Here is a 1,255-nt window from a genome sequence, read left to right on the forward strand (position 1 = left end):
GTTGATGGTCGATTTCAGCTCCAGGATCTCGCCGCGCACGTCGACGGTGATCTTCTTGGACAGGTCGCCCTTGGCGACGGCGGTGGTCACGTCGGCGATGTTGCGGACCTGGCCGGTGAGGTTGGCGGCCATGAAGTTGACGTTGTCGGTCAGGTCCTTCCAGGTGCCGGCGACGCCCTTCACCTGGGCCTGGCCGCCGAGCTTGCCTTCCGTGCCGACCTCGCGGGCCACGCGGGTCACTTCCGAGCTGAACGAGTTCAGCTGATCGACCATGACGTTGATGGTGTTCTTCAACTCCAGGATTTCGCCGCGCACGTCGACGGTGATCTTCTTGGAGAGGTCGCCCATGGCCACGGCGGTGGTGACCTCGGCGATGTTGCGGACCTGGCCGGTGAGGTTGCCGGCCATCAGGTTGACGTTGTCGGTCAGCTCCTTCCAGGTGCCGGCCACGCCCTTGACCTGGGCCTGACCGCCGAGCTTGCCCTCGGTGCCGACCTCGCGGGCCACGCGGGTCACTTCCGAGGCGAAGCCGTTCAGCTGGTCCACCATGACGTTGATGGTGTTCTTCAGCTCAAGGATCTCGCCCTTCACGTCGACGGTGATCTTCTTGGAGAGGTCGCCATTGGCCACGGCGGTGGTCACGTCGGCGATGTTGCGGACCTGGCCGGTCAGGTTGCCGGCCATCAGGTTGACGTTGTCGGTCAGCTCCTTCCAGGTGCCGCCGACACCGGTGACGTTGGCCTGCCCACCCAGCTTGCCTTCCGTACCCACTTCGCGGGCCACGCGGGTCACTTCCGAGGCGAAGGCGTTCAACTGATCGACCATGACGTTGATGGTCGACTTCAGCTCCAGGATCTCGCCCTTCACGTCGACGGTGATCTTCTTGGAGAGGTCTCCGTTGGCCACGGCGGTGGTCACGTCGGCGATGTTGCGGACCTGGCCGGTCAGGTTGCCGGCCATCAGGTTGACGTTGTCGGTCAGCTCCTTCCAAGTGCCGCCGACCCCCTCGACCTGGGCCTGGCCGCCCAGCTTGCCCTCGGTGCCGACCTCGCGGGCCACGCGGGTGACTTCCGAAGCGAAGGCGTTCAGCTGGTCCACCATGGTGTTGATGGTGTTCTTCAGCTCCAGGACCTCGCCCTTCACGTCGACGGTGATCTTGCGCGACAGGTCGCCGTTGGCGACGGCGGTGGTGACCTCGGCGATGTTGCGGACCTGGCCGGTGAGGTTGGCGGCCATCAGGTTGACGTTGTCGGTC

At 64.9% G+C, this 1,255-nt stretch carries 1 protein-coding gene; it reads right to left on the minus strand.

The features are described from left to right. A partial coding sequence (locus DMC18_RS25535) for a HAMP domain-containing protein (protein WP_158285996.1) occupies positions 1 to 1,255 on the minus strand: 1,255 nt, incomplete at both ends.

Source organism: Caulobacter sp. D5, from assembly GCF_003185805.1.
Classification (GTDB): domain Bacteria; phylum Pseudomonadota; class Alphaproteobacteria; order Caulobacterales; family Caulobacteraceae; genus Caulobacter.